This is a genomic window from Bradyrhizobium cedriense (assembly GCF_054602315.1).
Window position 1 is genome coordinate 1 of the sequence record NZ_JBTSWB010000012.1, and the last position, 25,056, is coordinate 25,056.

20 protein-coding genes are annotated in these 25,056 nt (G+C 64.8%); 8 read left to right on the forward strand and 12 right to left on the reverse strand.

Going from position 1 to position 25,056, the window contains the following annotated elements:
• Positions 1 to 239: 239 nt before the first annotated feature.
• The gene (locus ACYCVF_RS34875; protein WP_459604624.1) at positions 240 to 1,514 is read right to left on the reverse strand and encodes an acyl-CoA dehydrogenase family protein; all 1,275 of its coding nucleotides are present in this window, start codon (positions 1,512 to 1,514) and stop codon (positions 240 to 242) included.
• A gap of 212 nt (positions 1,515 to 1,726) precedes the next feature.
• Here ACYCVF_RS34875 and ACYCVF_RS34880 point away from each other — a divergent pair, with 212 nt between their 5' ends.
• The gene (locus tag ACYCVF_RS34880) at positions 1,727 to 2,506 is read left to right on the forward strand and encodes an enoyl-CoA hydratase-related protein (protein WP_459604625.1); all 780 of its coding nucleotides are present in this window, start codon (positions 1,727 to 1,729) and stop codon (positions 2,504 to 2,506) included.
• A 139-nt stretch (positions 2,507 to 2,645) separates the two neighbouring features.
• Here the strand turns inward: ACYCVF_RS34880 and ACYCVF_RS34885 are convergent, their stop codons facing one another.
• From ACYCVF_RS34885 to ACYCVF_RS34895, 3 genes are read right to left on the reverse strand one after another with little or no spacing between them, the layout of a single operon-like run.
• Positions 2,646 to 3,029: a DUF6285 domain-containing protein gene (locus ACYCVF_RS34885; RefSeq protein ID WP_459604626.1), complete on the reverse strand. Its 384-nt coding sequence runs from the start codon at positions 3,027 to 3,029 to the stop codon at positions 2,646 to 2,648.
• Positions 3,030 to 3,032: 3 nt separating this feature from the next.
• Positions 3,033 to 4,019, reverse strand: a complete 987-nt coding sequence (locus ACYCVF_RS34890) for a phosphotransferase family protein (protein ID WP_459604627.1) — start codon at positions 4,017 to 4,019, stop codon at positions 3,033 to 3,035.
• Entirely contained in the window at positions 4,016 to 4,804 is a 789-nt protein-coding gene (locus tag ACYCVF_RS34895) for an enoyl-CoA hydratase/isomerase (protein WP_459604628.1), read from the reverse strand. The genes ACYCVF_RS34890 and ACYCVF_RS34895 overlap by 4 nt, the downstream gene beginning before the upstream one ends.
• A 179-nt stretch (positions 4,805 to 4,983) precedes the next feature.
• On the opposite strand from ACYCVF_RS34895, the gene ACYCVF_RS34900 reads away from it, so the two are divergent.
• The 4 genes from ACYCVF_RS34900 to ACYCVF_RS34915 all read left to right on the forward strand — a co-directional run bounded on the left by ACYCVF_RS34900 (position 4,984) and on the right by ACYCVF_RS34915 (position 8,477).
• Positions 4,984 to 5,763, forward strand: a complete 780-nt coding sequence (locus tag ACYCVF_RS34900; RefSeq protein ID WP_459604629.1) for an SDR family NAD(P)-dependent oxidoreductase — start codon at positions 4,984 to 4,986, stop codon at positions 5,761 to 5,763.
• A gap of 110 nt (positions 5,764 to 5,873) precedes the next feature.
• The gene (locus ACYCVF_RS34905; RefSeq protein ID WP_459604630.1) at positions 5,874 to 6,254 is read left to right on the forward strand and encodes a VOC family protein; all 381 of its coding nucleotides are present in this window, start codon (positions 5,874 to 5,876) and stop codon (positions 6,252 to 6,254) included.
• Between the two features lie 216 nt (positions 6,255 to 6,470).
• Complete coding sequence (locus ACYCVF_RS34910; RefSeq protein WP_061020230.1) at positions 6,471 to 7,748, forward strand: acyl-CoA dehydrogenase family protein; 1,278 nt, start codon at positions 6,471 to 6,473, stop codon at positions 7,746 to 7,748.
• Positions 7,749 to 7,859: 111 nt separating this feature from the next.
• Positions 7,860 to 8,477, forward strand: a complete 618-nt coding sequence (locus ACYCVF_RS34915) for a flavin reductase family protein (protein ID WP_459604631.1) — start codon at positions 7,860 to 7,862, stop codon at positions 8,475 to 8,477.
• A gap of 107 nt (positions 8,478 to 8,584) precedes the next feature.
• Here the strand turns inward: ACYCVF_RS34915 and yghU are convergent, their stop codons facing one another.
• A complete protein-coding gene (gene yghU, locus ACYCVF_RS34920; RefSeq protein ID WP_459604632.1) occupies positions 8,585 to 9,460 on the reverse strand; it encodes a glutathione-dependent disulfide-bond oxidoreductase in 876 nt (291 codons plus the stop codon).
• Between the two features lie 379 nt (positions 9,461 to 9,839).
• On the opposite strand from yghU, the gene ACYCVF_RS34925 reads away from it, so the two are divergent.
• Positions 9,840 to 10,979 (forward strand): nitronate monooxygenase, encoded by a 1,140-nt coding sequence (locus tag ACYCVF_RS34925; RefSeq protein WP_459604633.1) that lies wholly within the window; start codon positions 9,840 to 9,842, stop codon positions 10,977 to 10,979.
• Between the two features lie 134 nt (positions 10,980 to 11,113).
• A complete protein-coding gene (locus ACYCVF_RS34930; RefSeq protein ID WP_459604634.1) occupies positions 11,114 to 12,622 on the forward strand; it encodes an acetyl-CoA acetyltransferase in 1,509 nt (502 codons plus the stop codon).
• Between the two features lie 149 nt (positions 12,623 to 12,771).
• On the opposite strand, the gene ACYCVF_RS34935 is transcribed toward ACYCVF_RS34930, so the two are convergent.
• The 7 genes from ACYCVF_RS34935 to ltnD form a co-directional block, all read right to left on the reverse strand.
• Positions 12,772 to 13,974 (reverse strand): efflux RND transporter periplasmic adaptor subunit, encoded by a 1,203-nt coding sequence (locus ACYCVF_RS34935; protein WP_459604635.1) that lies wholly within the window; start codon positions 13,972 to 13,974, stop codon positions 12,772 to 12,774.
• Positions 13,961 to 17,140: an efflux RND transporter permease subunit gene (locus tag ACYCVF_RS34940; RefSeq protein ID WP_459604636.1), complete on the reverse strand. Its 3,180-nt coding sequence runs from the start codon at positions 17,138 to 17,140 to the stop codon at positions 13,961 to 13,963. Before ACYCVF_RS34940 ends, ACYCVF_RS34935 begins: the two co-directional genes overlap by 14 nt.
• A gap of 170 nt (positions 17,141 to 17,310) precedes the next feature.
• Entirely contained in the window at positions 17,311 to 19,005 is a 1,695-nt protein-coding gene (locus ACYCVF_RS34945) for a methyl-accepting chemotaxis protein (protein ID WP_459604637.1), read from the reverse strand.
• Between the two features lie 231 nt (positions 19,006 to 19,236).
• Positions 19,237 to 20,925 carry a methyl-accepting chemotaxis protein gene (locus tag ACYCVF_RS34950; RefSeq protein ID WP_459604638.1) on the reverse strand — a complete coding sequence of 563 codons (1,689 nt, stop codon included), beginning with the start codon at positions 20,923 to 20,925 and terminating at the stop codon, positions 19,237 to 19,239.
• Positions 20,926 to 21,202: 277 nt separating this feature from the next.
• Positions 21,203 to 22,474: a 3-oxo-tetronate kinase gene (otnK, locus tag ACYCVF_RS34955; protein WP_459604639.1), complete on the reverse strand. Its 1,272-nt coding sequence runs from the start codon at positions 22,472 to 22,474 to the stop codon at positions 21,203 to 21,205.
• Positions 22,471 to 23,253, reverse strand: a complete 783-nt coding sequence (gene otnI, locus ACYCVF_RS34960; protein ID WP_459604640.1) for a 2-oxo-tetronate isomerase — start codon at positions 23,251 to 23,253, stop codon at positions 22,471 to 22,473. The genes otnK and otnI overlap by 4 nt, the downstream gene beginning before the upstream one ends.
• Before the next feature lie 10 nt (positions 23,254 to 23,263).
• Complete coding sequence (ltnD, locus tag ACYCVF_RS34965) at positions 23,264 to 24,214, reverse strand: L-threonate dehydrogenase (RefSeq protein ID WP_459604708.1); 951 nt, start codon at positions 24,212 to 24,214, stop codon at positions 23,264 to 23,266.
• 75 nt (positions 24,215 to 24,289) lie between these two features.
• Between ltnD and otnC the strand changes: the two genes are divergently transcribed.
• Entirely contained in the window at positions 24,290 to 24,964 is a 675-nt protein-coding gene (otnC, locus tag ACYCVF_RS34970) for a 3-oxo-tetronate 4-phosphate decarboxylase (protein WP_459604641.1), read from the forward strand.
• Positions 24,965 to 25,056 lie beyond the last annotated feature (92 nt).

Consider the following 25,056-nt stretch of genomic DNA (forward strand, 5'->3'; position numbering starts at 1 on the left):
CAATCGGATTTCATCAGGGCCAGCGGTCGTAAACCCGCACCAACAGGCCGGACATATGACTGAAGCCGACCAAGTCGTTCGATATTTCAAAAAGTGCTTGCCAATAGGGGCCGTCCACATATGACGGTGGAGGCAGATGCGCGCCTCTCTCCTCCGTCATTGCGAGGAGCCCTTGCGACGAAGCAATCCAGACTGTCTCTCTGGAAAGACTTTGGATCGCTTCGCTCGCGACAATCCCCTCAGTGCTTGCCTGGCCCCATATAGCCGAACAGGAACCCCGCTACCTTCCGCATCTGGATCTCCTCGCTGCCTTCGGTGATGCGGTATCTCCGGTGGTGGCGGTAGATGTGCTCGAACGGCTTGTGGCGTGAATAGCCCATGCCGCCGTGCACCTGCATGGCACGGTCGGCGGACTCGCAGCAGAGGCGGTTTGCCCAGTAGTTGCACATCGAGACGCGGTCGGAGAGCGTGCGTTCGACCTGCTCCTCGGTGAGTTGGTCCATCTCCCAGGCGGTCTTGCGGATCAACAGGCGCAACATTTCGGCTTGCGTCGCTAGCTCGACCAGCGGGAACTGGATCGCCTGGTTCTCGGCGAGCGCCCTGCCGAATGGCTTTCGCTCGCGCGCGTATTTGACACTTTCGTTGATGCAGTAGACGGCAGCGCCCAGCGAGCTTGCGGCCTGACGAATGCGATTCTGATGGACGAAGCACTGCGCCAGCGAGAGGCCGCGACCGACTTCGCCGAACAGCGCATCCTCCGGTACGAAAACGTCGGTGAAGCTGACGCGCGGATGGTCGGTCGGCATGTTGAAGGTCCACATGTATTCTTCAACCTTGACGCCAGGGCTCTTCGCGGGAACCAGGAAGCAAGTGATGCCGCGGGCATCGCCGTCATTGCCGCCGGTGCGCGCGAACAGCGCGCAATGCGTGGCGACGTGCATGCCCGTCGTCCACATCTTCTCGCCGTTGATGATCCAGCCCTTGACGTTGTCGCGGGTCGCCGGCACCGCGCGCGTCTCCATGTGGGTCGCATCCGAGCCGTGATGCGGCTCGGTCAGGCCAAAGGTGATGCGATACTTGCCCCTGATCGAACCGTCGATCATCGCCTTCTGGTCGTCGCGGCCGTAGCGGTCGAGCATCGTGACCACGGGGAAATTGCCGACGATCGAGTGCTCGTTCTGGAGGTCATTGTGCAGTCCAAGCCCCTTGGCGGCGAAGTGCTCGCGGATCACTGCCATCCAGAGGTTGGAGCCGTCCCTGCCGCCATATTGCTTCGGCACCGGAAAGCGCAGATGTCCGGCGGCGTCGGCGAGATCCTTGGCCTTGCGCAGCAGCGCTTCCCATTCGTGACGCGGCAGGCCGCCATTCTCGAAATCGGTACGCGCCCATTCGCGACGGTGGTCGAAGAAGCGGATGTTGTCGTCGGCCTCTTCCAGCGGCTTGATCTCGCGTTCGATGAAACGATCGAGCTCTCCGAGATAGGCGACGAGGTCGGCTGGCAATGAGAAATCCAAAGGTTCTCTCCCGGATTGATTTTGTCGTTTTGCGTTAAGGCGCTAGTCGCGTCTTTGCTTCGCGTGATTAAGGTGAGAAGAGCGCGCGCAAGTCAAGCAAGCCGAGGCGTGTGGCGCGCGCAAGGCGCATTGCGCAATTCGATGGTGCCCTGCCGCCATCGCGCGGTAGTATGTCTCCAATATTCCTTCACGAGAAAATGCGGGAGCGCGCGATGGAGCTGAAGTTTTCCAAGGTGGAACGCAAGGGACCGATCACGATCGTCACGCTGTCGCGGCCCGAGGTCTACAACGCGCTGCATACCGATGCGCATTTCGAACTTCAGAAGGTGTTCGACGATTTCTCTGGGGACGCCGAGCAGTGGATCGCGATCGTCACCGGCGCCGGCGACAAGGCGTTCTGCGCCGGCAACGACCTGAAGTGGCAGGCGGCGGGCGGCAAGCGCGGCTGGGACAAGGGCGGCTTTGCCGGCCTCACCTCACGGTTCGACTGCGACAAGCCGATCATCGCTGCGGTGAACGGCGTGGCGATGGGCGGCGGCTTCGAGATCGCGCTCGCCTGCGACCTGATCATCGCATCGGAGAACGCAACCTTCGCACTGCCCGAGCCGCGCGTCGGCCTCGCCGCGCTCGCCGGCGGCCTGCACCGCCTGCCGCGCCAGATCGGGCTGAAGCGCGCCATGGGCATGATCCTCACCGCGCGCCATGTCAGCGCCAAGGAAGGCCAGGAGCTCGGCTTCGTCAACGAGGTGGTGCCGCAGGGCGAAGCCCTGACGGCCGCGCTGCGCTGGGCGGAGATGATCGCCAAGAATTCGCCGATGTCGATCCGGGCCTCGAAACAGGCGATCCAGAAGGGACTTGGCGTGTCGCTGGAGCAGGCCATCGAGGAGCAGCGGGAATATCCGGCGGTGAAGGCGATGGTCGCCTCGCAGGACTACATCGAAGGCCCGAAGGCGTTTTCGGAGAAGCGGCCGCCGAAATGGGTGGGGAAATAACGCATCTCTCCACCACCGTCATTCCGGGGCGCGCCCTCTTGGGCGCGAGCCCGGAATCCATTAATCAACGCGATCTGCCGCTCGATGGATTCCGGGCTCGTCGCTCCGCGACGCCCCGGAATGACAGCAGAGAATCTTGCTACACCTGTCCGCCTCGCGACAACTCCCGCTTGTAGGACGCGTAGTTCGGCTGATCGACGGCGAGCTTGTCCATCGTGGTCGCCCAGAGGTGTTCGGCTAGCCCCGGCGTTGCCAGATCAAGCTCGCCTTTCCCGATGCGCTCGGCGAGCGCGCGATTGAGCTCCGTCACCGAGCCGTCCATGCCGAGCAGCGCGCGCAGGCGCTCCACCTCCGCAGCATCGCTCCGTTCCTCCCGCGTCAGTTGCCGCGTCACGAGGTCGAGGATGTTGACCGCGACGCGCAGCTTGAAGGCCTGGTGACCGGAGATCAGCGGCGTGATGTCGTTGCGGAGGAAGTCGGCGACCGCGTTCGTCAGCTCGATCGGTGTCGGTTCGTCCTGCATGGCTCAACTCCCGCGCGGCGCGAGCAGCCGCAACAGATCGATTTCGGTCTCGGAGGCGCGGCGGCCGATCATGGCGCGCTCCATGGAATGGTCCGGCCCCTCGCGGAAGCGCTGCATCATGCCGCCGCACATGATGCCCCAGCGCAGCGTGCCCATCACTTCCCAGAATTTCACGCGCGCCGGATCAACCTTGCGACCCGCCGCCTCGTAGCCCGCGAACAGGTCCTCACGAGAACCAAAGCCGCCGACGGGCTTGTCGATCTCGCCGAAACGCCACGAATTGACGCAGACCCAGCCGAGATCCTCCATGGGATCGCCGAGATGAGCGAGCTCCCAGTCGAGCACGGCGCGGACGCCGTCGGCACCGATGATGAGATTGCCGTTACGGAAATCGCCATGCACCAGCGTCGTCTCGGCCGCGGGACCCGGATCGTGGTCGCGCAGCCAGCGCAGCGCCAGCTCGAACACGGGCTTGGGCCAGTTCAGGCTGCGATAGTCGCGCTCGAACTCGCCGATCTCCTTGGCCGCCGTCATATGTCGCAGTTCGGGCAGGCTGTTCTGCGGCAACCTGTGCAGCCCCGCGAGAATGCCGCCGATCTGCCGTGCCAGAATCGGCCGTGCCGTGGCGTATTCGTCATCGCGCAGGATCTTGCGTGCGATGGTCTCGCCCTCGACCCGCTGCATGATGAAGCCGGTGCCGAGATCGTCCTCCGGCACGAGCACATGCATCACGCGCGGCGACGGTACGCCCGCCTCATAGGCGAGCTGCATCAGCTGCGCTTCCGCGGCAAGACCCGCCGCGCGCGTCGGCGCCGCGCCATAGCCCTTCGGCGAGCGGCGCAGGATCGCGCCGATCGACCCATCGGGATGCATAATGTCGAAGCGCCAGGTTTCCTGGCTGGCGCCGCCGGACAGCTTTGCCGCTCCGGTGACGCCGGTCGCGTCCGGGCACCAGCGCTTGACGCTGCGCGAAAGCTCCGCCTCGATCATTTGCCTTTGAACTGCGCGGGACGCTTTTCCAGGAAGGCGCCGACGCCCTCGCGAAAATCCTGGGTGTCGCCGGCACGGAGTTGGCACTGGAACTCGAGATTGAGCTGATCCTCGAAGGAATTTTCCGGACTGTCCCAATAGAGCTTGCGGATCAGGGACAGTGCGACCGTCGGGCCGCTGGCGAGTTCGCGCGCGAGCTTCATCGCCTCCTCCATCAGCACGCCGTCGTCGTAGACGCGGTTGACGAGCCCCCATTCCAGCGCCTTCTCCGCCGGCAGCCGCTCCCCCATCAGCGACAATTCGATCGAGCGCGCCCGGCCGATGAGGCGCGGCAACAACCAGGTCGAGCCGCAATCCGGCACGAGCCCGATGCGGCGGAATGCCTGCAGGAAATAGGACGAGCGCGCGCACAGGATCATGTCGCCGAGCAGCGCGAAGCTCATGCCGGCGCCGGCGGCGGGACCGTTGACCGCGGTGACGATCGGACAGTGCAGATTGCGGATGCGGCGCAGGAACGGGTGGAAGCCGGTTTCCAGCGTCAGGCCTGCCTTGGTCTTCTTCGACTGGTCGTTGCGGCCCTGGAGATTTGCACCGGTGCAGAACGCACGGCCCGCGCCGGTCAGAACCACGCAGCGCACCTCGTCCTTCTTCTCCTCGATCGCATCGAGCGCCTCGGCGAGACCGCCCAACATGTCCACCGAGACCGCGTTCATCACCTCCTGATGGTCGAGCCTGAGGATCGCGACCGCGCCATCGAAATCGAGCGTGACGTGTTTGAACTGCATGGTTTCCTCGTCGGTTGCGGCCTGCGACAGTTTCGCAGACCGGAATTACTTTTTGCCGGGGGCATATTTGATTTTTGTCGCGACCTTGTCCATGGTGATCGGAGCATAGCAAGCAATCTTGTGCGCAGCGGCTGATGCGCCTGACGCCAGGAAGTCTTGCCAGATACGGGAAACGCGCCATGAACCTTTTCGACCTCACCGGCCGCGTGGCCGTGATCACCGGCGGCAATGGCGGCATCGGGCTCGGCATCGCGCAGGCGCTCGCGGTCCAGGGCTGCAACGTCTCGATCTGGGGCCGCAATGCCGACAAGAACAAGGCCGCCGCCGCGAGCATGGCGGGCCTCTCCGGCAAGGTCGACACCCGCGTCTGCGACGTCACCGATCCGGCCTCGGTCAATGCCGCGATGAAGGCGACGCTCGACAGCTTCGGTCGGGTCGACGGCTGCTTCGCCAATGCCGGCATCGGCGGCGGCGGCCGGCGCTCCTTCATCGAGCGCACCGAGGAGGAATGGCGCACGATGTTCGCGACCAATTTGGACGGCGTGTTCCACGCCTTCCAGGCCGCCGCGAAGCACATGACGGATCGCGCCAATGCCGGCGATCCGTTCGGCCGCCTCGTCGCGACCTCGAGCCTGGCCTCGATCTTCGGCACGGCGCGCAACGAACATTACGCCGCAACCAAGGCCGCCATCAACGCGCTGGTCCGCGCGCTCGGTGTCGAGCTGGCGCGTCACGGCGTCACCGCCAACGCAATCCTGCCAGGCTGGATCAAGAGTGACATGACCGCGGGGCTGATGGCCAACGACAAGTTCGTCGCCAACGTCATGCCGCGCATTCCGATGCGGCGCTTCGGCGAAGCATCCGATTTCGGCGGCATCGCGGTATATCTGATGAGCAGGGCGTCGTCGTATCACACCGCCGATACGTTCGTGATCGACGGCGGCTATACAGCGTTCTGATCTTCCGAGTCCCCCGGATGGAGCGAGGCGCGACCCGGGACGGCCAAAGCAAAACAGACCCGGATTTCGCTACGCTCCATCCGGGCCACAAACTCTGAGGGAATGGGCAAATGTTCTCACACGTCATGATCGGCACCAACGACCTCGATAAGGCCAAGGCGTTCTACGACAAGCTGCTCGACACGATCGATGTGCGGCCAGCCAAGGTCGACGGTCACCGGATCTTCTACATCACCAAGACCGGCGTGTTCTCGGTGTCGAAGCCGATCAACGGCGAGCCGGCGACCTGCGCGAACGGGGGCACGATTGGCTTTGCCTGCAGCTCGCCGGAGCAGGTCGACAAATGGCACGAAGCCGGACTAGCTGCCGGTGGCAAGTCGATCGAGGACCCGCCCGGCGTTCGCCAGGGCCCGGGCGGCAAGCTCTATCTGGCCTACCTGCGCGACCTCGACGGCAACAAGATCTGCGCGATGCACCGGATGCCGAGCTAGCCAAGCCATCGCTGTCATGCCCCGGCCTGACCGGGGCATGACAGTTGGGATTGCAGCGCGGACGCGCCGAACCCCCTACGCCGTTCAAACAACATTTCAAACGCTCTCGCGAATTCCACCGCATGGCATGCCTGCGCGTGAAAATGCGCGCTCGCACTTTCGCAACGCTGCGACTATTCTCGCGTCCAGCACGTTCTCAGCGACACGGGAGGAACAATGACAAAACACGCCTACATTCCCCGCACGACCAACTACACCCTCAGTCCCGGTGACGAACTCAACGACCTGCGCATGTCGGACCAGGTCCGTCCGCTCTATGATCACGTCAAGAAGTTCATCCGCGACACGGTCGAGCCGATGTCGATCGAGTTCGCCAAGGCCGGCGAAGGCAAGGAGGATCGCTGGAGCTTCACGCCGAAGCAGCTCGAGGTCCTGGAGAAGGCCAAGAACAAGGCCAAGCAGGAAGGCCTCTGGAACTTCTTCCTGCCCGATGACGAGACCGGCCAGGGCCTGAAGAATCTCGACTACGCCTATATCGCGGCCGAGCTGGGCAAGAGCCCGCTGGCGTCCGAGACCATGAACTGCTCGGCGCCCGACACCGGCAACATGGAAGTGCTGGAGCGCGTCGGCACCAAGGAGCAGAAGGAAAAGTGGCTGAAGCCGCTGCTCAACGGCGAGATCCGCTCGGCCTATGTCATGACCGAGCCGAACGTCGCGTCCTCCGACGCCAAGAACATCTCGACCACGGCCAAGCTCGTCGGCGACGAATGGGTCATCAACGGCGAGAAATACTACATCTCAGGTGTCGGCGACCCCCGCTGCAAGATCCTCATCGTCATGGTGAAGACCAATCCGGATGCAGCGCCGAGCAAGCAGCAGTCGCAGATCCTGGTGCCGCGCGACACGCCCGGCGTCGAGGTGCTCGGGCCCATGTACGTGTTCGGTCAGGACCACGCCCCGCGCGGCCACATGCACATGCGCTTCAACAACGTCCGTGTCCCCAAGGAGAACATCCTGCTCGGCGAAGGCCGCGGCTTCGAGATCTCGCAGCTCCGCCTTGGGCCGGGCCGCATCCATCACTGCATGCGCACCATCGGCAAGGCCGAGAAGGCGCTCGATCTCATGGTGCAGCGTGGCCTCACCCGCGAAGCCTTCGGCAAGAAGATCGCCCATCTCGGCGGCAACATGCAGATCATCGCGCAGGCGCGCTGCGAGATCGAGGCGATGCGGCTGATGGTGCTGAAGGCCGCGAAGGCGATGGACGTGCTCGGCAACAAGGAGGCCCGCGTCTGGGTTTCCATGGTCAAGGCCATGGTGCCGGAGCGCGCCTGCAAGATCATCGACCAGGCGATCCAGATGCACGGCGCCACCGGCATCTCGCACTGGACCCCGCTCGCCGAGATGTACCAGGACGTCCGCCACCTGCGCTTTGCGGACGGTCCGGACGAGGTGCACTGGATGGTGGTCGGGCGCCACGAGCTGAGCATGGCGTGATCTCGAGTCGTCATGCGCGGGCTTGACCCGCGCATCCATCGAAGGAAACATTCTTCAGGATTGATGGATTGCCGGGTCAAGCCCGGCAATGACGACTTGCCAGGAGCCATCATGGACTACGCCGCCAGCGATTTGACTCCACGCGAGCGTTACAAGGTGCTGACCTCGTTCATATTGCCGCGGCCGATCGCGTGGGTGACCTCGCTCGGGCCGACCGGCGTGGTCAACGCCGCACCGTTCAGCTTCTTCAACGCCTTCTGCGAGGATCCGCCGCTGTGCATGTTCGCGGCGAACCGCAAGCCGAACGGTCAGGACAAGGACACTTTCCTCAACATCCAGCGCACCGGCGAGTTCGTGGTCAACCTCGCCGACGAGCCGCTGGCGAAAGCGATGCACGAGAGCAGCGGCGATTTTCCGCCCGAGATCGGCGAGCCCGACTATCTCGGGCTGAAGCTCGCCCCCTCGGCCAAGATCGCCGTGCCTCGGATCGCCGACGCGCCGTGGGCGATGGAGTGCAAGCTGTGGAAGATGATCGACGTCAACAATGACCGCCGCCTGATCATGGGCGAGGGCATCCACTTTCACATCCGCGACGAACTTTGGGACGACAAGGCGATGCGGGTACACATGGACCGGTATCACCCGATCGGCCGCATGTTCGCCGACCGCTACTGCCGCACCGACGACCGCGTGGTATTTCCCGCGGCGGAGGGTGTGAAGGGGAAGTGAGGCCCACGCCACGGCGAAGGTGCGCTCCCTCGTCCCGCTTGCGGCAGGGCTATCGCATATGAGAGCCCTGCCGCAAGCGGAGCGACGTGAAGAAAGAGCGCGCCGCCTTACGTCGCCGGCGCGAGCTTGTCCTGCGTCTTTGTTTCGAAATCGCTGGCGTCATGGCGTTCGTGGAGCTGGCTGGCGGGATCGCCGGAGATGCGGTTGACCATGCGGCCGCGCTTCACGGCCGGACGCTTGGCGATCTCGTCGGTCCAGCGCTGCACGTTCTTGTAGTCCTGCACCGAGAGGAATTCCCCGGCGCCATAGACCAGACCCTTGGCGAGCGCGCCATACCAGGGCCACACCGCCATGTCGGCGATGGTATATTCGCTGCCAGCCAGATACTCGTTGTCGGCGAGGCGGCGGTCGAGCACATCGAGCTGGCGTTTGACTTCCATTGCGAAACGATCGATGGCGTACTCGATCTTGAACGGTGCATAGGCATAGAAATGGCCAAAGCCCCCGCCGAGATAGGGGGCGCTGCCCATCTGCCAGAACAGCCAGGACATCGCCTCGGTGCGGGCCTTGATGTCCTTCGGCAGGAAGGCGCCGAACTTCTCGGCCAGGTAAAACAGGATTGAGCCGGACTCGAACACCCGGATCGGCTCGGGGCCTGAGCGGTCCATCAGCGCCGGGATCTTCGAGTTCGGGTTGATCTCCACGAAGCCGCTACCGAACTGATCGCCGTTGCCGATCTTGATCAGCCAGGCATCGTATTCGGCACCCTTGTGGCCGAGCGCCAGGAGCTCCTCCAGCATGACCGTGACCTTCACCCCGTTCGGCGTCGCCAGCGAATAAAGCTGGAGCGGATGCCTGCCGACCGGCAGCTCCTTGTCGTGGGTGGGGCCGGCGATCGGGCGGTTGATGCTGGCGAACTGCCCGCCATTCTCCTTGTTCCAGGTCCAGACTTTGGGCGGCACGTAGGCGGGGGTGTCGGTCATGCGAAAGGCTCCGGCAGAAAGATGCGCCTGCATTAATTAGACCGCGATTGGCCGATGGCAAGCCCTATGAAATGCATTGCCGGGCGGGGCATCTCACCGTTTCGTCATGACAAGCTCCCTCCCCGTCATTCCGGGGCGCCCGCAGGGCGAGCCCGGAATCCATCACGCTGCCAGGAATGCTCTGAAAAATGGATTCCGGGTTCTCGCTGATGCGAGCCCCGGAATGACGGCGTCACCTGGGACGCCGCGGCCTGTGCGAGGAGCGCGACGCCTACACACAAGATGCCTCGTCGAATCCGGCATGTCATCGATCGGCTCGCGTCACTTTGCTTCGCCAGCGAAAACAACAAGCGCGCGACGCTGCCGCCGGGAGAGGGCCATGAAATCGCCGATCTGCGACATGCTGGGAATCGAGTTCCCACTGCTCGCCTTCAGCCATTGCCGCGATGTCGTCGCCGCCGTCAGCCGCGCCGGCGGCTTCGGCGTGCTGGGCGCGACCGTGCACACGCCGGATACGCTCGAACGCGAGTTGAAGTGGATCGACGATCACGTGGACGGAAGGCCCTACGGCATCGACGTGCTCATCCCGGAAAACATCTCCACGGCCGGCGAGATGGACGTCAGCTGGAAAAGCCTGGAAGCGCGCGTGCCGCAAGAGCACCGCAATTACACGCGCGACTTGCTGAAGAAGTACGATATAGAACTCACCACCACGGAGGTTGCGGCTGACCAGCCGCAGCCGTTCGACGCCAAGACCGCGCTCGAACTGCTCGAGGTTTCATTCAACCACCCGATCCGCCTGATCGCCAATGCGCTCGGCGTGCCGCCAAAGGCGATGATCGAGATGGGCAAGAAACATCGCGTCCCCGTTGCGGCCCTGGTCGGCGCAAAGGAGCACGCGCTGCGCCAGGTCGCGGCCGGCGTCGACATCCTCGTGGTGCAGGGCACCGAGGCCGGCGGTCATTGCGGCGAGGTCTCGACCATGGTGCTGGTGCCGGAGGTGATCAAGGCGATCAAGAACATCCGCGACGTGCCGGTGCTGGCGGCCGGCGGCATCATGACGGGACGGCAGATGGCCGCCTGCATGGCGATGGGCGCGGCGGGCGCCTGGACCGGCTCGGTGTGGCTCGCCACCGTCGAAGCGGAGACCACGGAGATCTTTCGCGAGAAGATGATCGCGGCCTCCTCCCGCGACGCCGTTCGCTCGAAGGGCCGCACCGGCAAGCCGGCCCGGCAACTCCGCTCGGTCTGGACCGATGCCTGGGACCGCGCGCCGGAGAGCCCCGGCGCGCTGCCGATGCCGCTGCAAAGCATCATCAGCCGCGACGCCTTCAATTCGATCGACCGCGCGGCGGCAGCCGGCAACGCCAAAGCGCGCGATCTCGTGAGTTACTTCGTCGGCCAGGGCGTCGGGCTGATCGACAGCGTGAAATCGGCGGGCGCCGTGGTTCAGGAGTTCAAGGAAGATTTTGCCGAAGCCGTCGAGCACATGAATGCGCTGGTGGCGGAGCAGGTGTAGACCCTCGTGGTGAGGAGGCGCGCAAGCGCCGTCTCGAACCATGAGAGCCCGCGGCCCATCCTTCGAGACGCCTGCTTCGCAGGCTCCTCAGGATGAGGTCGGAGACCTTTTGAGAGAGCGAAGAAGCAAGGACAATGACGACAGTTTCCCCTGACCACATCCCCGTCATCGTCGGCATCGGCGAGATCGTCGATCGCCCCAAGGAGATCACGGAAGGCCTCGAACCGCTCGATCTGCTGGAGCAGGCGTTGCGACGCGCGGAAACGGACGCCGGCGCAAAGCTGCTCGGCGAGGTGCAGTCGCTGGACGTCGTCAACTTCCTGAGCTGGCGTTATCGCGATCCGGAGAAGCTTCTGGCGCAACGGCTCGGGATCACGCCCGCGCACTGCTATTACGGCCCGGTCGGCGGCGAGAGCCCGATCCGCTACATCCACGAGGCCGCAAAGCGCATCGCACGCGGCGAGTGCACCGTGGCGGCCGTGTGCGGCGCAGAGGCGCAGTCGACCGCGACCAAGGCGGAGCGCGCCGGCGCGAAGCTGCCGTGGACGCCATTCGCCCATGACGTCGAGGAGCCCAAGCGCGGCGCGGCGTTCCAGAAGCCGCTGGCGGTGAAGCTCGGCGTGTTTCGTCCCGTCACGGTCTATCCGTTCTATGAAGCGGCCTCCTCCGCGCATTGGGGCCAGACACCGCGCGAGGCGATGGCCGAGTCCGGTGTGCTGTGGTCGCGCTATTCGGAAGCCGCCGCGCAAAATCCGAATGCCTGGCTGAAGCGGCGCTATGCGCCTGAAGAGATCACGACGCCGACCGCCGACAACCGCCTGATCGCGTGGCCGTACAACAAGCTCATGGTTGCCAACCCGAGCGTCAATATGGGAGGGGCGCTGCTGCTCACCAGCCTTGCCAAAGCGCGAGCGGCCGGGATTTCCGAGGACCGACTGGTCTACCCGCTCGGCGGAGCCTCGGCCGAAGAGCCGCGCGATTATCTCCTGCGCGACCAGTTCTACGAGAGCCATCCGCAGAACGCGGTGCTGAAAGCCGTGATGGACCTCGCCGGCGGCGACGGCAAACAGTTCGACGCAATCGAGCTCTATAGCTGCTTCCCCTGCGTGCCCAAGATGGCGCGGCGGACGCTGGGCCTTTCCGCCGACGTGCAGCCGACCGTGACCGGCGGGCTCACCTTCTTCGGCGCGCCTCTCAACACCTACATGACGCACGCGGCTTGCGCGATGGTGCGGCGTGTGCGCGATGGCGCAAAACTCGGCCTGCTCTACGGCCAGGGCGGCTTCGTCACCAAGCATCATGCGCTGGTGGTCTCAAAGGCGCCGCCGCGCGAAGCGCTGGCGCAGGAGACCAGCGTGCAAGGCGAGGCCGACCGCAACAAGCGCGCGGTGCTGGCGTTCGTCGCCGAGGCTGGAGGCAAGGGCAAGGTGGAGAGCTTTACGGTGCTCTATGGCCGCAGCGGCGACGTCGAGCACGGCGTAGTGATGCTGCGGACGGAAGACGATCGCCGTACGCTGGCGCGGATCCCGGCGAGCGATGCGGCAACGCTGGCGCGCCTGCTCGACATGGACCGCACCCCGGTGGGTTCGCTCGGCGAGATCGCGATGGCCGCGGATGGCGTGCCGGAGTGGCGTGTGGCCTAGTCGCCTCCGTCTCCCGCTTGGAGGAGAGGGTCGGCGTGAGCGGGAGTTTCCACAAGGACGGTGAGAGTTTCTCTCGCGGAGAGTCTCACTTACCCAACGCGCTTTGCGCGAAGACTTCTGCCCGCACTAGGGGGCGAGGTAAAGAAGAACTAGCCCTTTGGCGCCTGCTTCTCGGATGCCGTCGCCGGCTTGCCTTTGGCGCCGGCACCGACGACGCGGACCGCATCGCCATCCGACAGGCCATCCGGCGGCGCCGTGATGACGCGGTCATCCGCTGCGATCCCCGAGGCCAGCTCGATTTCGCGGCCGAGATCGCGCGCGATCGTCACAGGCTTGAACAGCACCTTGTCGTCCGCACCGACGGTCGCGACGCGCAAACCGCTGCCGTTGAAGATCAGTGCGCTCGCCGGAATGCTGAGCGGCGCGGCATCACGCTGGAGGCTCAGCTTCACGCTGGCATAGCCGCCGGGCATCAGCTCGCCATTCGAATTGTCGAGCCCGAGCTGCATGCGGGTCGTGCCGGAGGCAACGTCGACCGCCTGTGAGGAGGCCTCTACCGTCGCCTGGAAAGTCCGGTTCGGATATTCCGGCAGCACAATGAGGGCCTTGGCCCCGATCTTGATCGCCGGCACGTAGTTCTGGGGAACGTTGACGTACACGCGCAGCCTGGTGATGTCGGAGATCACGAACATCGCCGGGCCCGAGCCGCCACCGGCATTGATCAGCGCGCCGACGTCGGTGTCGCGCGCAGTGACCACGCCGTCGAACGGCGCGGTGATCTTCTTGTAGCCGGCGAGCGCTTCCAGCCGCTCGACATTGGCCTGCCCCGAATTGACGGCCGCCTTCTTGTTGGAGAGATCGGCGGTGCGCTCGTCGATCTCCTGCGCCGAGACGAAGTTGGAGGCGACCAGCGTCTTGCGCCGGTTCAGCGTTGCTTCCGACAGCCGGGCGCTGGCCTGCTGGCTGGCGAGATCGGCGCGGGCCTGCAAGAGCTGCTGGTCGAGGTCGGGCGCCTCGATCTCGGCAATGACCTGGCCGGCCTTGACGCGCGCGCCGATGTCGGCGCTCCAGCTCTTCAGGTAACCCGACACGCGTGCAAAGATCGGGGCGCGGTAATAGGCTTCCAGTCGGCCCGGCAGGTCGAGGGTGGCGTCGAGAGCCTTGGCGTTGGGCAGAGTTACACCGACGCTCGGAACGGCCTGATCATCGGTCCATTCCTTCAACCTGGAGCCCTGCTCCTCGCGGGCCCTGATGCCGGTGCCCACGACGAGGCCTGCCGCAATCAGTGCCGCAACGCCAAAAACGCCCAGTTTCCGGTGCGACACCGGGGAACGCGGTTCAGTGGGCGCCATGCGGAGTCTCCAATGAGGCGGCGGCCTTGGCGCCTTGTTTCTTGTGGACCATGCTGAACACCACGGGAACGAACATCAGCGTGGCGAATGTTGCAAAGATCAGGCCGCCGATCACGGCCCGGCCAAGCGGCGCGTTCTGCTCGCCACCCTCGCCGAGCCCCAGCGCCATCGGCGCCATGCCGATGATCATGGCGAGCGCAGTCATCAGGACGGGACGGAACCGGACGAACCCGGCTTCGAGCGCGGCGGCGATGGGATCGCCGAGTTCCTCGTAGCGCTCGCGGGCGAAGGAGATCACGAGCACGCTGTTTGCGGTGGCAACGCCCATGCACATGATGGCGCCGGTGAGCGCCGGTACCGACAGCGTCGTTTCGGTCATGAACAACATCCAGACGATGCCGGCGAGCGCGGCCGGCAGTGCGGTGATGATCACGAACGGATCGGACCAGGACTGGAAGTTCACGACGATCAGGAGGTAGATCAGCACGACGGCCCCGAGCAGGCCAAACAGCAGGCCGCTGAAGGCGCTGTTCATGGTCTGCACCTGACCGAGCAGCACCACGGACGAGCCCTTCGGCACCTCCTTCGCCGTGTCGGCGATCACCGTTCGGATGTCGGCGGCCACCGCACCGAGATCGCGGCCCGAGGTCGCGGCAAAGATCTGAACCATCGACTGGATGTCGTATTGCGACACCACGGCACTGGATGTCGAACGCTTGATGTCGGCGATGCCACCGAGGATCGGCGACTGTGAATTGCCGGCCGCGGTGATCGGCAGCGTCTGCAACGCGCTGAGCGAGTCCATATGGTATTGCGGCGTCTGCATCACGATCGAGTAGGACACGCCGTTGTCGGGATTGAGGTAGTAGGTCGGCGCCACCTGCGAGGAGCCGGCGAGATTGACCACGAGGCTGTTGGTGACGTCGCGCTCCGTCAGGCCGACATATTGCGCGCGGGTGCGGTCGACGTCGATGTTGAAGGTCGGATTGTTCGGCGACTGCTGGATGCGCGCATCGGCAACGCCGGGAATCTTGCGGACCTTCGCCAGCAGGCTGTTGGCATAGGCGAAGTTCGCGCCGACATTGGCACCGCGGATCTGCAGGTCGATCGGCGCCGGCGCGCCGAAATTCAGGATCTGGCTGACGATGTCGGCCGGCAGGAACGCGAAGCTCACGCCGGGAAACAGGCGCGGCAGCTGCTCGCGCAGCACCTTTACGTGCTCTTCCGTCGGCTTGTGGCCTTCCTTCAGCTTGATCTGAATGTCGCCGTCCTGCGGGCCGATCACGCCGGTGTTGTTGTAGGTCATGTTGATGCCGGAGATCGGCATGCCGATGTTGTCGGTCATGGTTTCGATCTCACCCGGAATCAGCTTGCGCACCGCCTTCTGGACGTCGGCGAGCTGGTTCGCGGTCTCCTCGACGCGGGTGCCCACCTGGGTGCGGACATGCATCAGGATGTTGCCGGCATCGACAGCGGGAAAGAAATTGCGGCCGAGGAACGGCACCAGCGCGAAGGACGCGCCGACGACGCAGAGGAAGCCGATCACGAATACCGCGCGGTGCGCCAGCGCGAGGTCAAGCAGGCCGCGATATCCACCGCGGATGCGCTCGAACCGCGCCTCGAAGCCCCGCTGGAACCAGACGAAGGGATTGCGTGACTTCGGCGGCCCGCCCTCGTGGTGGACGTGCGCCTCGAGCAGGTAGTTCGCCATGGTCGGCACCAGCGTGCGCGACAGGATGAACGACCAGATCATCGCGAACATCACGGCTTCCGCCATCGGCACGAACAGGAAGCGCGCGACGCCCGTGAGGAAGAACATCGGCACGAATACGATGCAGATGCAGAGCAGCGAGACGAAGGCCGGCGTCACGATCTGGTTGGCGCCGTCGAGAATCGACTGCTCGACCGGCTTGCCCTGCTCAAGATGGTAGTTGATGTTCTCGATCGTGACCGTGGCGTCATCGACGAGGATGCCGACCGCGAGCGCAAGGCCGCCGAGCGTCATGATGTTCAGCGTCTCGCCGATCGCCGACAGCATGATGATGGCTCCCAACACGGAGAGCGGGATGGAGACAGCGATGATGATGGTCGAGCGCCAGCTGCCGAGGAACAGGAGGATCATGACGCTGGTGAGCAGCGCCGCGATCACGCCCTCGAAGGCGACCCCCTGGATCGCACCGCGGACGAACACCGACTGATCGCCGATGAAGCCGATCTTCAGCGCATCCGGCAACTGGTCCTTGACCTCGATCACCTTCTGCTTGATGCCGGCGATGATGTCGAGCGTCGAGGTCGCGCCCGCCTTCAGCACCATCATCAGCACCGAGCGGTTGCCGTCGACATGGACGATGTTGGTCTGCGGCGGATTGCCGTCCCTGACGGTCGCGACATCGCGCACATAGACCATCGCGCCGTTGACGGTCTTGATCGGAAGATTGCCGAGCTCGTCGATCCTGAGCGGCGAGTTGTTGAGCTGGATGTTGTATTCGAACTGGCCGATCTTCTGGGTGCCGACCGGCGTGATCAGGTTCTGCGCGGCGAGCGCGTTGGCAACGTCCTGGCCCGAAAGGCCGCGGGCCTGGAGAGCGGTCGGATTGAGATCGATCTGGACCTGGCGCTGCTTGCCGCCGAAGGGATACGGGATCGCCGCGCCGGGCACGGTGACAAGCGGCGTGCGGAGCTGGTTGATGCCGATATCGGCGAGGTTCTGCTCGGTCAGCCCGTCGCCGGACAGTGCCACCTGGATGATCGGCACGGTGGACGCGGAGTAGTTCAGGATCAAGGGGGGCGTCGCACCCGGCGGCATCTGCTTGAGCAGCGTCTGCGAGATCGCGGTGACCTGCGCGTTCGCGGTGCGGATGTCGACGTTGGGCTGGAAGAAGATCTTGATGATGCCAAAGCCGTTGTAGGAATTGGCGACGATATGCTCGATGTCGTTGACCGTGGTCGTCAATGCGCGCTGGAACGGGGTGGTGATGCGGCCGGACATCTGGTCCGGTGGCAGGCCGGTGTACTGCCAAACCACGCCGATGACGGGAATACGGATGTCCGGGAAGATGTCAGTCGGGGTTCGCAGCGCCGCGAGCGGTCCGATGATCAGCAGCAGGAGCGCGAGCACGACGAAGGTATATGGCCGGCTCAGGGCAATACGGACCAGAGCAATCATGCGCCAGGCAATTCCAGGTCGAGCGAGGATAAGGAATCCGCCCCCACGGCGATCCCCTTTCCTCCTTTACCTGAGCACCGCCGGAAACGCTAACCTCCGGCGGCCTTTCCGCATTCACTTCCCTGCTACCGCGCTGCGAAAACGACACCGCAGCCATGCGGCCCTGCGCCTCACGCGGCGCGGACCGAATCCAGGAACTTTCCGACCTCGAGCTTGAGGCGGTTGGAATCGCGCGACAGCATTTGCGCCGCCGACAGCACCTGCGACGACGCCGAGCCGGTCTCGGTGGCGCCGCGCTGGACGTCGCCGACATTGGCCGACACCTGCTGCGTGCCCTGGGCCGCCTGCTGCACGTTGCGCGCGATCTCCTGGGTCGCCGCGCCCTGCTGCTCCACGGCCGCCGCAATCGCCGAAGCGATCTCCGACAGACGCGCGATGGTGCCGCTGATCTCGCCGATCGCGCTGACCGAATCCTGCGTCGCCGCCTGAATGCCGCCGACCTGCTGGCCGATTTCTCCGGTGGCCTTGGCAGTCTGCTCGGCGAGCGCCTTGACCTCGGAAGCCACGACCGCGAAGCCGCGGCCGGCCTCGCCCGCACGCGCCGCTTCGATCGTGGCATTGAGCGCCAACAGGTTGGTCTGGCCGGCAATGGCGTTGATGAGCTCGACGACGTCGCCGATCCGCGCTGCGGCCCGTGTCAATTCGCTCACACGTTCTGTGGTGGCATGGGCCTGGCTGACGGCTTCGCCGGCGATCCGGGTGGAATCCTGCACCTGGCGGCCGATCTCGCGGACCGAGGACGACATCTCCTCGGCCGCCGATGCCACCGAGTGGACGTTGCTGGAGGCTGCTTCGGAGCCCGATGCGACGACCGAGGCCAGTTCCTGCGCCCGGCCCGCGGTCGTGGACAGCGTCGAAGCCGAGGCCTCGAGCTCGGTCGCGGCCGATGAGACGGTCTCGACAATCTCGCCGATCGCGGCCTCGAAGCCGTCGGCGAGCTTGGTCATGTCGGCCTTGCGCTGCGTCTCGGCACGGCGCTGCACCGCCTGCACCTCGTCGCGGCTGAAGCGGATGATGGTCTGCACGGTCTGGAGGTTGCGCAGCGCCTCGCCGATCTCGTCGTCGCGCTCGATGGCGATGCGGTTGTCGAGCTTGTCCTGCACGAGGTTGACCAGGGTGTCGTTGAGATGCTGCATCGGGCCCCGGATCGCACGCATGGTCGCAAGACCGGCGAATCCGGCAATTGCGGCGCCGACCACCGCCAGCAGCGACAGAACCAGGCTGGTCGAGCCGCCGGTGGAGAGTGCGCCGCCGATGCCGAGCCCCAGTATGAACAGCGCCTGCAGCGTCATCATCGTGACGAGGCGCGCCTTCAGCGTGCCGGTGAAGACGCTGAAGCGATCGAGCAGTGAGCGGCGGCGGATGATGCCGGCATCGATGCGATAGCCATGCGGCTTCTTCTCACGGATCGCAGCGTAGACCTCTTCGGCGAGCTTGCGCTGGTCGGCCGGCAACCTGGTGCGGATGGAGGTATAGCCTTTGACCTGGCCGTTCTCCCGGATCGGGGAAGCAGTCGCGAGCACCCAATAGAAATCGCCATTCTTGCGACGGTTCTTCACCGCGCCGAGCCAGGGTTTGCCGGCCTTCAGCGTGTCCCAGAGATTGTCGAACGCCTCCGGTGGCATGTCGGGGTGACGGACGATGTTGTGGGGCTGGCCCATCAGCTCGGCCGACGTGAAACCGGCGGCGGCGAGGAAGTCTTCGTTGAAGTAAGCGAGCTTGCCCTTGAGGTCGGTGCGGGAGACGATCAGCGTCTCGTCGCTTACCGGATACTCAATTTCGGTAACGGGAAGATTCTTGCGCATAGCAGTCCCCTGGCAAAATTCTGGACGCGTCTATCGACGCAAATCGCCAACGCGGGCGCCTTCCAAGCTCGACCCTCTCAAGTCGAATTTAACTATCGATGAAGCCCAGTGGCCGTAAGACTACGGGCGGCGACACGTCAGGCCATGCGCAGCCGACGTCATGACACCCGCGAAGCAAACGAGCGGCGCTTGCGGCGCCGCTCGTCGTCAGGTCGATTGATACCGAGGATCTCAGGCCGCGCGGACGTTAGTCAGGAACTTGCCGACCTCGGTCTTCAGCCGGTTCGAGTCGTTGGACAGCATCTGCGCCGCCGACAGCACCTGAGAGGAGGCGGTACCAGTCTCGGTCGCGCCGCGCTGCACGTCGGTGATGTTCGACGACACCTGCTGCGTGCCCTGCGCCGCCTGCTGCACGTTGCGGGCGATCTCCTGGGTCGCCGCGCCCTGCTCTTCCACGGCAGCGGCAATGGCCGAGGAGATTTCAGACAGGCGCTCGATGGTCGAGGAGATCTCCTTGATCGCGCCGACCGATTCGTTGGTCGCCGCCTGGATGCCGGAGATCTGCTGGCCGATCTCGCCGGTCGCCTTCGCGGTCTGCTCGGCGAGCGCCTTCACCTCGGAGGCCACCACGGCGAAGCCGCGACCGGCTTCGCCGGCACGTGCGGCTTCGATCGTGGCATTCAGCGCCAGCAGGTTGGTCTGGCCGGCGATGGTGTTGATCAGCTCGACGACGTCGCCGATGCGGGCCGCCGCCTTGGACAGTTCGCTGACGCGCTCGGTGGTGGCGCGGGCCTGACCGACGGCATCGCCCGCCATACGGGCCGATTCCTGGACCTGACGGCTGATTTCGCCCACTGACGAGGCCATCTCCTCGGTCGCCGAAGCTACCGACTGCACGTTGGTCGAGGCTTCCTCCGAAGCTCCGGCGACGGTGGTCGCCAGTCTCTGTGAGCGCTCGGCTGTTCCCGTGAGCGTGGTGGCCGATGCCTCCAGCTGGGTCGAAGCAGACGACACCGTTCCGATGATCTCGCCGACCGCGCTCTCGAAGTCGTCGGCAAGCCTGATCATGTCACGCTTGCGCTGCTCGACATTGCGACGCTCGGTTTCAGTCTGTTCCGTCTTCAGCCGCTCGACCTCGATCGCATTGGTCTTGAACACTTGAACCGCCTGGGCCATCGCGCCGATCTCGTCCTTGCGTTCGGTACCCGATACGACAACCGATGTGTCGCCCTTCGCAAGAATCTCCATCTCGGCCGTGATGCGCTGGATTGGGCGGGTGACCGCAAACGCAACGCCGAAGGCGCCGACAAGCGATAGCAGCAGGGTGACGAGGCCGCCGATCAGCATGGACATAGTTGCATTGCTTGACGCAGCCTCGGCAGCCACGGCCCGCACCGACAACAGCGACCGCTCTTCCTTGTCCATTTCCTGCACCACGGCGCGCAAGCCATCCATGGCTTTCTTGCCCGCGCCGGACGTTTCGAGTTCGCGGGCCTTTGCCTGAGTTGCCGGATCCTTCATCAGTGCGATTTCGCGCTGTGCGATGTTGGTCGCCCAGTCATTGGCGAACGTTTTGACCTGATCGAGGCGCTTCTGCTGCGCCGCATTATCCGAGGTCAGGCTACCGACCTTGGCTGCCGCCGCCTGAAATTGCTTCTGCCCGGCCTCGTAGGGGCCGAGAAAGCCGGCATCGCCCGACACGAGATAGCCGCGGACCCCGGTTTCCTGATTGACCATGGCGCTGACGAGGCCGGAAAGCTGCTCAAGAACCTCGTAGGTATGAACGGTCATTTTTGCCGTCGAGTTCATCACGCTCAGGGAATTGTAGATCGCCCCGGTGCTGCCGGCGACGACCAGGCAGATCGCGACAAACACCGCCGAAACCTTGATGGAAATGCGCAGATTATTGATCCAGGACATCAGATACCCCAAGCTTGCCGGTGCACCAATTGCTCATCAAGCGCGCAGCTCCCCGAGCTGCGCACGACGTTCGGCCCTTTCTTTATGCGCGCGACCTATGATGAAACCATTAGCCATACTCCGCACTCCTACGGAGGAATTGCGGAGCAATGCTCCGCATTCTTACCGGCCTATCGGAAATTGGAAGGTGGCCCGCTCGACTACAAGCCCGGAGCCCATGTGCGGCTCTGAGCCCCAAGCCGTCAAAAATGAATGAGGAGCCAAGAGTGCTCTGCACTCAGCGCATGAGCCCAAGTGCGTCGGAGAAAAACTCTGATCCGCCGAAATTTCCGGACTTCAGAGCGAGAAGCATGTCGTTTTCGGCGCCGACCGCGCGCAGCACCGGAACGCCCGCGGCAATTTCCACTCCCACGAGAAATCCGGGAATCTTCAACCGATCGACAACGGCTCCGGACGTCTCGCCGCCGGCAACGATCAGTCGCCGCACGCCTGATTTTACGAGGCCTTCTGCAATATCGGCCATGGCCTGCTCGATGGCGTGACCGGCGGCGTCGCGACCGTGGCGCGCCTGCAGCGCGGCGACCTGATCCGGTGTCGAGCTCGATGCGATCAGCACCGGACCTTCCGCAAGCCGCGGCCTCGCCCAGTCCATCGCGCGCTGTGCTTCGCCGTCCCCCGTAATGATACGGTCCGGATCGAGATGAAGAACCGGCATGATGCGTTCGGCGTTGGCGATCTGCTGAAGCGTCGCCTGCGAGCAGCTCCCGGCAAGGCATGCCGCCGGCCCGCCGACCGGCGCGCCTGCATCACTGGTTGCCGTTGCCTTGACCTTTCCGGTCGACGCCAGCGCGCGCGCGAGCCCGAGGCCGATGCCGGAGGCGCCGACTGACAGCCGATGTTCGGCGGCAACGAGACCGATGGTCTCGAGGTCACGGTCGAACACAGCGTCGATGATCGCGGCGCCGATGCCCTTGCCCGCGAGCTCGGCCAATCGCGTCCGCACGGCCTCCGCGCCGCGCGTGACTGTGGCGAGATCGACGAGGCCGATCTGTGTCCTGCTCTGGCGCGCCAGCACGCGCACCAGGTTCGAATCGTGCATCGGGTTGAGCGGATGGTCCTTCAGCGGGCTCTCGTTGAGCGGCACGGCACCGACGAAGAGGTTGCCCTGGTAGACGGTGCGACCCGTTTCCGGGAAGGCCGGCGTCACCAGCACGACAGCTTGGCCGCAATCGGCCCGCAACGCGTCCATCACCGGGCCGATATTGCCGGAAGCAGTGGAATCGAAGGTCGAGCAGATCTTGAACAACACGTGGCCCGCGCCGCGACCGCGCAACCATTTCTCCGCCGCACGCGAGCGCGACACCGCAAGGCCGGCTTCGATCGAGCGGCTCTTCAGCGACACCACGACGGCATCGACCTCGGGCAGCGCGAGATCGTCGGCGGGCACGCCGATGGTCTGCACGGTGCGCAGGCCCGCGCGCGTCAGCGTGTTGGCGAGATCGGAGGCGCCGGTGTAGTCGTCGGCGATGCAGCCCAACGCAAGTGTCACGACTTCACCCCAGCGTAAGGCTTGAACCAGGCGAGACCGTCGGTGGTCTTGCCGCGCGGGTTGTATTCGCAACCGACGAAGCCGTCATAGCCGAGCCGATCGAGCTCTTCGAACAGGAACGGATAGTTCAGCTCCTCGCCGTCGGGCTCGTTGCGCGAGGGGATGCTGGCGATCTGAATGTGGCCGATGATCGGCATCATCTCGCGCAGCCGCATGGTGACGTCGCCATGGATGATCTGGCAGTGATAGATGTCGAACTGAAGCTTCAGGTTCGCAAGCCGCAGCTCCTGGACCAGGTTGCGCGCAAAGCCGAAATCGTTGAGGAAGTAGCCGGGCACGTTGCGCGCATTGATCGGCTCGATCACGATGTCGATGCCGTGGGGTGCGAAAAATTCCGCGGCCCAGGCCACCGATTTGTAGAACGCCTCGATCGCGACTCGTTCGCCGCGGTTGGCGATGCCCGCCATCAAATGCAGGCGCTTGACGCCGGTGGCCTTGGCGTAGGGCAGCGCCGTCTCCAGGCTCGCCTTGAGATCGTCGAATCGTGCCGGCAGCGCCGCAAAGCCCTTTTCACCAGCATTCCAGTCGCCCGGAGGCAGGTTGAACAGCGCCTGGGTCAGGCCGTTGCGCTTGAGCCGCTCGCCGATCGCTTCTGCCGGGTGCTCATAGGGAAAGAGAAACTCGACGGCGGTGAAGCCCGCTTGCGCGGCGGCATCGAAGCGATCGAGGAACGGCACCTCGGTGAACATCATCGAGAGGTTGGCGGCGAAGCGGGGCATTGGAGTCCTCTCAGTTTGACTTGTCGCCGGGCAGCTTGACGCCGGTGACCTGCGCATACATTCGCGCCACCGAAGCATCGTCGTCGCGGCCCATGCCCGCGGCTGACGTCATCAGGAACATCTGGAGCGCGGCGGCGGAGACCGGCACCGGGAACCGGGCACTGCGCGCCATGTCCTGGATGATGCCGAGGTCCTTGACGAAGATCTCGACGGCGCTGCGCGGCGTGTAATCGCCGTCGAGCACGTGCGGCATGCGGTTCTCGAACATCCAGGAATTGCCGGCGGAGGCCGTGATCACCTCATAGACCTTGCGGATGTCGAGGCCCTGCCTGGCGGCGAAAGCCATGGCTTCGCTGGCGGCGGCGATGTGCACACCGGCGAGCAGCTGGTTGATCATCTTGAACGCAGCGCCCTGCCCTGCGGCATCGCCGAGTTCGTAGAGCTTGGCGGCCATGGCATCGAGCGCGGGGCGCGCTTTGGCGAAGGCGGCGGCGCTGCCGGATGCGAGGATCGTCAGCTCGCCTTGCGCGGCGCGCTGTGCGCCGCCGGAGATCGGTGCGTCCAGATAATGCCTCCCGGTCTCCTCCAGCTGCTTGGCCAGGCGGCGCGCCACGTCTGGGTCCATGGTGGCCGAGGATACGAAGACGCTGCCCTTCGGCATGGTCTCGGCGGCACCATCCCTGCCGAACAGGATCGCCTCCGTCTGCGCGGCATTGACGACGACGCTGACGACGATGTCGGCGTCCTTGGCCGCCTCGGCCGGCGTCTTGGCCCCCGCACCGCCTTCCTTCACGAAACGGGTCACCGCGTCCGCCGAGACATCGCAGCCCGTGACGGCATGGCCGGCGCGCTTCAGCGACGTCGCCATGCCATATCCCATCGAGCCGAGGCCGACGACGGCGATGCGCTGATTTTGTGACGTGGAGGACATGCAACTGACCCTTGCGAACGTTTCCCGGATGGCCCGCCTTTGCGGCAGCTCGTCACCTCGAATAACACGGCTTGGCCGCGCTGCCAAAGCGTGAGACAAGCAGACATGACGGCCATGAGCAACGAGACATTGCTGCGTGAGGACATCTGCCGCTTCGGACGGTCCCTGTTCGAGCGCGGGCTGACGCCGGGCTCCTCCGGCAATATCAGCGTCCGGCTGGACGGCGGCGGCTGGCTGGTGACGCCGACCAATGCCTCGCTCGGCTTCCTCGATCCCGCAAAGCTGTCGCGGCTGGACGATCAGGGCCGGCTGGTGTCAGGCGATGCACCGACCAAGGAAGTTCCGCTGCACACCGCGCTCTACGACACGCGTGGCAGCGCACGCGCAATCGTGCATCTACACTCCACCCATTCGGTCGCGCTATCGATGCTGCCCGAGATCGACCCGCGCGCCGCGCTGCCGCCGATGACGGCCTATTACCTGATGAAATGCGGCGCCACCGCCCTCGTGCCCTATTACACGCCCGGCGATCCCGCGGTCGCGGATGCGATCAAGGGACTGGCGGGGAAATATTCATCCGTGCTGCTGGCCAATCACGGCCCGGTCGTCGCCGGCGACACGCTGGAGGCCGCGGTGTTCGCAACGGAGGAGCTGGAGGAGACGGCGAAGCTGTACCTGCTGCTGCGCGGGATGAACCCGCGGTATCTCTCGCCGGAGCAGGTGACGGATCTGGTGAAGGTGTTCGGGGTGACGCTGCCCGAGCATGTGCACGGGCATTGAGCCCGGGTCTATCTTCGTCATTGCGAGCGCAGCGAAGCAATCCAGAGTCTTTCCGCGGAGGGGTTCTGGATTGCTTCGTCGCTTCGCTCCTC

Coding starts and splice junctions, on each gene's coding strand:
- ACYCVF_RS34930 (WP_459604634.1), top strand. CDS start 11,114: ATGACGACAGTTTCCCCTGACCACATCCCCGTCATCGTCGGCATCGGC.
- ACYCVF_RS34910 (WP_061020230.1), top strand. CDS start 6,471: ATGACAAAACACGCCTACATTCCCCGCACGACCAACTACACCCTCAGT.
- otnC (WP_459604641.1), top strand. CDS start 24,290: ATGACGGCCATGAGCAACGAGACATTGCTGCGTGAGGACATCTGCCGC.
- ACYCVF_RS34925 (WP_459604633.1), top strand. CDS start 9,840: ATGAAATCGCCGATCTGCGACATGCTGGGAATCGAGTTCCCACTGCTC.
- ACYCVF_RS34940 (WP_459604636.1), bottom strand. CDS start 17,140: ATGATTGCTCTGGTCCGTATTGCCCTGAGCCGGCCATATACCTTCGTC.
- ACYCVF_RS34880 (WP_459604625.1), top strand. CDS start 1,727: ATGGAGCTGAAGTTTTCCAAGGTGGAACGCAAGGGACCGATCACGATC.
- ACYCVF_RS34905 (WP_459604630.1), top strand. CDS start 5,874: ATGTTCTCACACGTCATGATCGGCACCAACGACCTCGATAAGGCCAAG.
- ACYCVF_RS34915 (WP_459604631.1), top strand. CDS start 7,860: ATGGACTACGCCGCCAGCGATTTGACTCCACGCGAGCGTTACAAGGTG.
- ACYCVF_RS34935 (WP_459604635.1), bottom strand. CDS start 13,974: ATGGCGCCCACTGAACCGCGTTCCCCGGTGTCGCACCGGAAACTGGGC.
- ACYCVF_RS34890 (WP_459604627.1), bottom strand. CDS start 4,019: ATGATCGAGGCGGAGCTTTCGCGCAGCGTCAAGCGCTGGTGCCCGGAC.
- ACYCVF_RS34950 (WP_459604638.1), bottom strand. CDS start 20,925: ATGTCCTGGATCAATAATCTGCGCATTTCCATCAAGGTTTCGGCGGTG.
- yghU (WP_459604632.1), bottom strand. CDS start 9,460: ATGACCGACACCCCCGCCTACGTGCCGCCCAAAGTCTGGACCTGGAAC.
- otnI (WP_459604640.1), bottom strand. CDS start 23,253: ATGCCCCGCTTCGCCGCCAACCTCTCGATGATGTTCACCGAGGTGCCG.
- ACYCVF_RS34885 (WP_459604626.1), bottom strand. CDS start 3,029: ATGCAGGACGAACCGACACCGATCGAGCTGACGAACGCGGTCGCCGAC.
- ACYCVF_RS34945 (WP_459604637.1), bottom strand. CDS start 19,005: ATGCGCAAGAATCTTCCCGTTACCGAAATTGAGTATCCGGTAAGCGAC.
- ACYCVF_RS34895 (WP_459604628.1), bottom strand. CDS start 4,804: ATGCAGTTCAAACACGTCACGCTCGATTTCGATGGCGCGGTCGCGATC.
- ACYCVF_RS34900 (WP_459604629.1), top strand. CDS start 4,984: ATGAACCTTTTCGACCTCACCGGCCGCGTGGCCGTGATCACCGGCGGC.